Source organism: Acinetobacter sp. TYF_19, assembly GCF_043105125.1.
GTDB lineage: Bacteria > Pseudomonadota > Gammaproteobacteria > Pseudomonadales > Moraxellaceae > Acinetobacter > Acinetobacter johnsonii.
Genome location: NZ_JBICLH010000073.1, coordinates 1 through 5,273 on the forward strand (window position 1 = coordinate 1; position 5,273 = coordinate 5,273).

The 5,273-nt window shown below is 41.2% G+C and carries 3 protein-coding genes and 2 pseudogenes; 3 read left to right on the forward strand and 2 right to left on the reverse strand.

What is annotated here, in order from left to right; genetic code table 11:
* From ACF8FD_RS10800 to ACF8FD_RS10810, 3 genes are all read left to right on the forward strand, one after another.
* Positions 1-557 (forward strand): TolC family protein (locus ACF8FD_RS10800; protein WP_392453378.1); only part of this gene is annotated, 557 nt, incomplete at its 5' end.
* Positions 554-2,686, forward strand: coding sequence for a type I secretion system permease/ATPase (locus ACF8FD_RS10805; RefSeq protein ID WP_000106054.1), 2,133 nt, complete (start codon positions 554-556; stop codon positions 2,684-2,686). The genes ACF8FD_RS10800 and ACF8FD_RS10805, both read left to right, overlap by 4 nt.
* A complete protein-coding gene (locus tag ACF8FD_RS10810) occupies positions 2,686-3,876 on the forward strand; it encodes an HlyD family efflux transporter periplasmic adaptor subunit (RefSeq protein ID WP_005001541.1) in 1,191 nt (396 codons plus the stop codon). The genes ACF8FD_RS10805 and ACF8FD_RS10810 overlap by 1 nt, the downstream gene beginning before the upstream one ends.
* Before the next feature lie 195 nt (positions 3,877-4,071).
* Here the strand turns inward: ACF8FD_RS10810 and tnpC are convergent.
* Positions 4,072-4,758 (reverse strand): annotated as a pseudogene (tnpC, locus tag ACF8FD_RS10815) (IS66 family transposase); the annotation flags it as partial.
* A 152-nt stretch (positions 4,759-4,910) separates the two neighbouring features.
* A pseudogene (istB, locus tag ACF8FD_RS10820) lies at positions 4,911-5,273 on the reverse strand (IS21-like element ISAba8 family helper ATPase IstB); the annotation flags it as partial.

Here is a 5,273-nt window from a genome sequence, read left to right on the forward strand (position 1 = left end):
TCGCAAAAGCACAGAAAACTCAGACAGATCTCAGTCGTTACCCTACTTTAAATTTAGTTGGAACGCTAAGTCAGGCACTGAATGGTGTCAATCCAAACAATAACAAGGATGACGGATTTGATAGTTCAATTAAATTTGAAGCAAGCAGTAACTTCTTTCAGGGTGGATCAGTGGGGGCGCAAAGTCGCGCTGCAAGTTATGCAGAAGAAGCTGCCAAAGCCAAAGTACAAAATAGTTATATGGATATTCTGGAACAGATTCGCATGACTGAGGAACAAGTCACAAATAAACAACGGCAGATGCAGGTTTTGGTTGCCAGACAATCAACCACCACCAGAACAAAAGAATTATATCAGGAGCAATATAAGCTTGGTACGCGGACAGTAGTGGACTTACTTAATGCTGAACAAGCCATTCATAGTGCAAATATGGAAATTGAAAATAATCGTTATGATATTTATGCAAATCTAGTCCAACTTATCTCGACTACAGGTCAATCACGAGATGTTTATCATCTTAATCGTCTATCCATTCAGGGGGTTGAGGTTCAGCCATGAGTACGATGAATTACCAGCCATATCTTCAGGCAATTTTATTGATTGCCAAACATTATCGTATCGAAACCTCTGAAGAACGTATCCGTTTGCAGATGGATTGGGCAGGGGCTAGTGCAGCAGATGAGGTCGTGAAAACGATTGCACGTCAGATTGGCTTAAGTGTACGTAAAAGTAAATTTTCAAAAGAGATGCTTAATCCATGGCGTTTACCAGTCATCGTGGTATTCAAGGATGGTCAAGTTGGTGTGGTTGATCAGGCAGATGTCGATCATAATGTCAGTATCCAGATGAGTGGTGATCAGGGGCTTGCGCAAAGTTTTGTTGCTTCTGACCTTCAACATGAAATTGAAAGTGTTTATATCCTGCGACCTGAAAAATCAGTTGCAGATGCGCGTATTGATGAATATATCAAACCTTATGAGAGTAGTTGGTTCTGGTCGATCGTGTTACGTGACTGGAAACGATATATCGATATTATGTTTGCATCATTAATTGCAAATATTCTGGCACTGGCAACCATTATATTTTCAATGCAAGTCTATGATCGAGTCGTGCCTTCTCAGTCAATTCCTACGTTATGGGTGTTGGCAGGTGGTGTATTGATTGCGGCAATTTTTGAATTTGTTTTACGTGTAGCGCGTATCTATTTATCAGATATTATTGGTAAACGAGCAGACTTGCGTATTTCAGATAGGGTTTTTGGTCATACGCTCAGAATTAAAAATAGTGAGCGTTCCAAATCAACAGGTACTTTTATTTCCCAAATTCGGGAGTTGGAAGGGGTGCGGGAGCTAGTCACCTCAACGACGATTAGCGCCATTGCCGACTTGCCATTTTTCTTTTTATTTTTGGTTATATTCTGGATCATTGGCGGCAATCTTTTCTGGGTCATGGTACTTGTTGTACCGCTTATGATTATTCCAGCCATATTGGCACAAAGACCACTGGCTAAACTTGCCAGAGAGGGAATGCGTGAGTCTTCGATTCGTAATGCAATATTGGTGGAATCAGTGCAAGGCATAGAGGACATTAAGCTGTTACGCGCTGAATCCAGATTCCAGAATCAATGGAATCATATGAATGAAATGTCTGCCGATATTAGTATGAAGCAGCGTAAAATAGTGGGCGTGATGACTGCATGGACGCAAAAAGTCCAAGGTCTGACTTATGCTCTTGTGGTACTTGTTGGCTGTTTTGCCGTGATTAGTGGAGAAATGACCACAGGTGCATTGGTTGCATGCTCAATTTTATCTTCACGAATGTTGGCACCAATTGCACAAATTACGGGTGTTTTGGGACGTTTACAGCAAGCCAAAGTCGCAAAAAGTAGTCTTGATGAGTTAATGAAAAAGCCAGTTGACCAACCTGATCGGGCGCATTTGATCCATCGCTCAGTATTGTTGGGTGATTATCAATTGAATGGCACTTTATTTAAATATAATCAAGATGATGCAAAACCCAATCTAGCGATTGCTCAACTAGCAATTCGGGCGGGAGAGAAAATTGCAATTTTAGGCCGAAATGGCGCGGGGAAATCCACATTATTGCAATTATTATCAGGCATGCAAATGCCGCAGCAAGGTAATATTTATCTTGATGGTCTTGATTTATCACTGATTGATCCTGCTGATATTCGTCGTGATACAGGGTTACTTAATCAGAGTGCGCATTTGTTTTATGGCACAATCAGGGAAAACCTAACTTTAGGCGCACCTTTAGCCTCAGATGATGACTTGATTCAGGCGCTCAAAATGACAGGAGCTTGGTCATTTGTACAAGATAAAAAAGAAGGTCTTGATCATCTTGTACTTGAGGGTGGCTTAGGTTTCTCTGGTGGACAACGGCAGGCTTTGTTGCTGTCACGCTTGCTTATTCGCCAACCTAATATTGTATTGTTAGATGAGCCAACAGCGTCGATTGATGATGTAGCAGAAAAACAATTTATTGATCATCTAATGAATTGGATGGGGCATCGGACTTTAATTGTTGCAACTCATCGGCGAGCTGTTTTGGCATTAGTTGATCGAATTATTGTCATGAATGAGGGGAAAATTGTGATGGATGGTCCACGCGATCAGATTTTGAGTCAATCAAATAATCAAACTCATCCATCCAGTGGGGCACAATAATGAATGAACAACCACAACAAACAAAACGTCCTGCTAAAGCTTCATTTCATGAACCACCTTTACCTAAATCGAGTATGGTCATCTGGATTATTGGCTTAGGACTTTTGGTGTTCTTTATATGGGCTGCTTTATTTAAATTGGAAGAAGTTTCTACAGGTACGGGTAAAGTTATTCCATCTTCTAAAGAGCAAATTATTCAGTCATTAGAGGGTGGTATTTTGACCAAACTCGATGTTAAAGAAGGTGATATTGTAGAAAAAGGCACCATATTGGCACAATTTGATCCGACTCGCTTTGCATCTAATGTAGGTGAATCGCAGTCTTTGCTCGTTTCTTCATTGGCCACTTCGGCACGTTTACGGGCAGAAGTAAATGGAACTGCATTACAATTTCCCGAGATAGTTCAAAAAGATTCGCAATTGGTTCGTGAAGAAACACAGTTGTATAATACACGACGGATAAATTTAGAAGAGTCAATATCAGATCTAACGACTTCTTTAACATTGGTACAGCAAGAGCTAAGAATGACTGAGCCGTTAGTTGCTAAAGGAGCTGCAAGTGAGGTAGAGGTTTTAAGGTTAAAACGTCAAGCTTCTGATTTACAAAAGCAAATTAATGATACACGTAGTCAGTATTATGTAAAAGCAAGGGAAGAATTATCCAAAGCCAATACCGACGTAGAAACACAACGGCAGATTGTGAAAGGAAAATCAGATACATTAAATCGTACAGTCTTTAGAGCGCCTGTTCGCGGTGTGGTAAAAGAAATCGATGTAATGACTTTAGGTGGCGTAATTCCTCCTAATGGCAAGATTATGACGATTGTGCCGTTAGATGAACAGCTTCTGATCGAAGCTAGAATTTCGCCAAGAGATATTGCCTTTATTCGTCCAAACCAACAAGCTTTAGTCAAAATTACAGCGTACGATTATGCGATATATGGCGGATTACATGGCAAAGTGACCGTGATATCTCCTGATACGATTCGAGATGAAGTTAAACAGGATCAATTTTACTATCGGGTTTATATTCGCACTGATTCAGATAAGCTGCGAAATAAACAGGGTAAGACTTTTGCGATTACGCCTGGAATGGTGGCGACAGTTGATATTCGCACTGGACAGAAAACAGTGCTGGACTATTTGATTAAGCCATTCAATAAAGCCAGAGAAGCGTTAAGAGAAAGATAAAGTCTTAAATTTTATGGATTTTGTAGTGATACAAAATCCTTTTTTTAATTTTAGATATCTCATTACCGCGCACGAACCACAAGCCGATAATACCCAATCAATAAAAAAATACCTGTCGCACAGCTCAAAAATATGAGTTTAGTTAAAACCAGATAAGTTTGAGTGTAAGCGTCCGCTGAACCCCATGCCTATTTTTTAATTCGAGTTGGATTTCCAGCGATGTGGCAGTAATTCTTCTATTTGGGTCGCTTTATGCGTCGGCAGCCTTTTCAGCACATCACTTAAATAGGCATACGGATACAAGCCATTCAGCTTTGCTGACTGGATTAATGTCATGATATTGGCTGCTCGCTGACCGCTGCGCAGCGAACCTGCAAATAGCCAATTCTTACGTCCCAACGCCCAAGGTCGCATCTGGTTTTCCACCCAATTATTATCTATAGGTAGATTGCCATCATCCAGATAGCGGCTTAAAGCTGGCCAACGCTTCAGAGTGTAATTGATGGCCTTGGCGGTTGGAGAACTCGATGGCACAGTCAGTTGATGTTGGTTAAGCCATTCATACAGTTGTTGCATCACCGGTTGACTATGCTGTTGTCGGTATTCGCGGCGCTGTTCTGCCGTACCATCGGTCTTTTTCCTGAGTTCTGCTTCTATCGCATACAGTTTCTGAATCAGCACCAATGCCTGTTCAGCGACCTGACTTTTCCCGGTCACATGCAGTTCATGGAATTTACGACGTGCATGGGCCATGCAGCCCACCTCAATGACCTGACCTGATTTAAAGCGTGCTTTATAACCACTGTAATCATCACAGACTAGATTGCCCTGCCAGCCATTCAGGAACTCTGCAGCATGCTGGCCTGAACGACTATCCTGAAAGGGCACTGTTGCAAATAGGCTGACATGATAAGCTAAATATCTTATTTATTTCGAGATACAGCAGATGAATCCCTTCACTGTCAACGGCAATTTAAAACTGACCCCTTTTACCTTAAAAACAGCAAAGTAAAATTGACCCCTTTGATGATTTATTAAGACTCAATTTGTGGTTGAATTCCTACTCTCTTTTTATCCTTCAAACGATAACTCTCACCCGATATCTGTACCACATGACAGTGATGTAATAGCCGATCTAACATCGCAGCGGTCAACGTAACATCATCCGCAAATGACTTAGACCATTGGCTAAAGGGTAAGTTACTCGTCAATATCGTACTGCCTTTTTCATAACGCTTGGCAATCACGTTAAAGAACAGATTCGCTTCTTCACGTCCAAACGGTAAATAACCAATTTCATCGATAATCAGTAACTTTGGTCCCAGTACCGCACGTTGCATATAGGTTTTCAATTTACCTTGCTGATAGGCTGTACTCAGTTGCAGCATTAAATCCGC

Excerpts from the sequence above, each read along its gene's own strand:
- ACF8FD_RS10805 (WP_000106054.1), top strand. The coding sequence starts at position 554 with ATGAGTACGATGAATTACCAGCCATATCTTCAGGCAATTTTATTGATT.
- ACF8FD_RS10810 (WP_005001541.1), top strand. The coding sequence starts at position 2,686 with ATGAATGAACAACCACAACAAACAAAACGTCCTGCTAAAGCTTCATTT.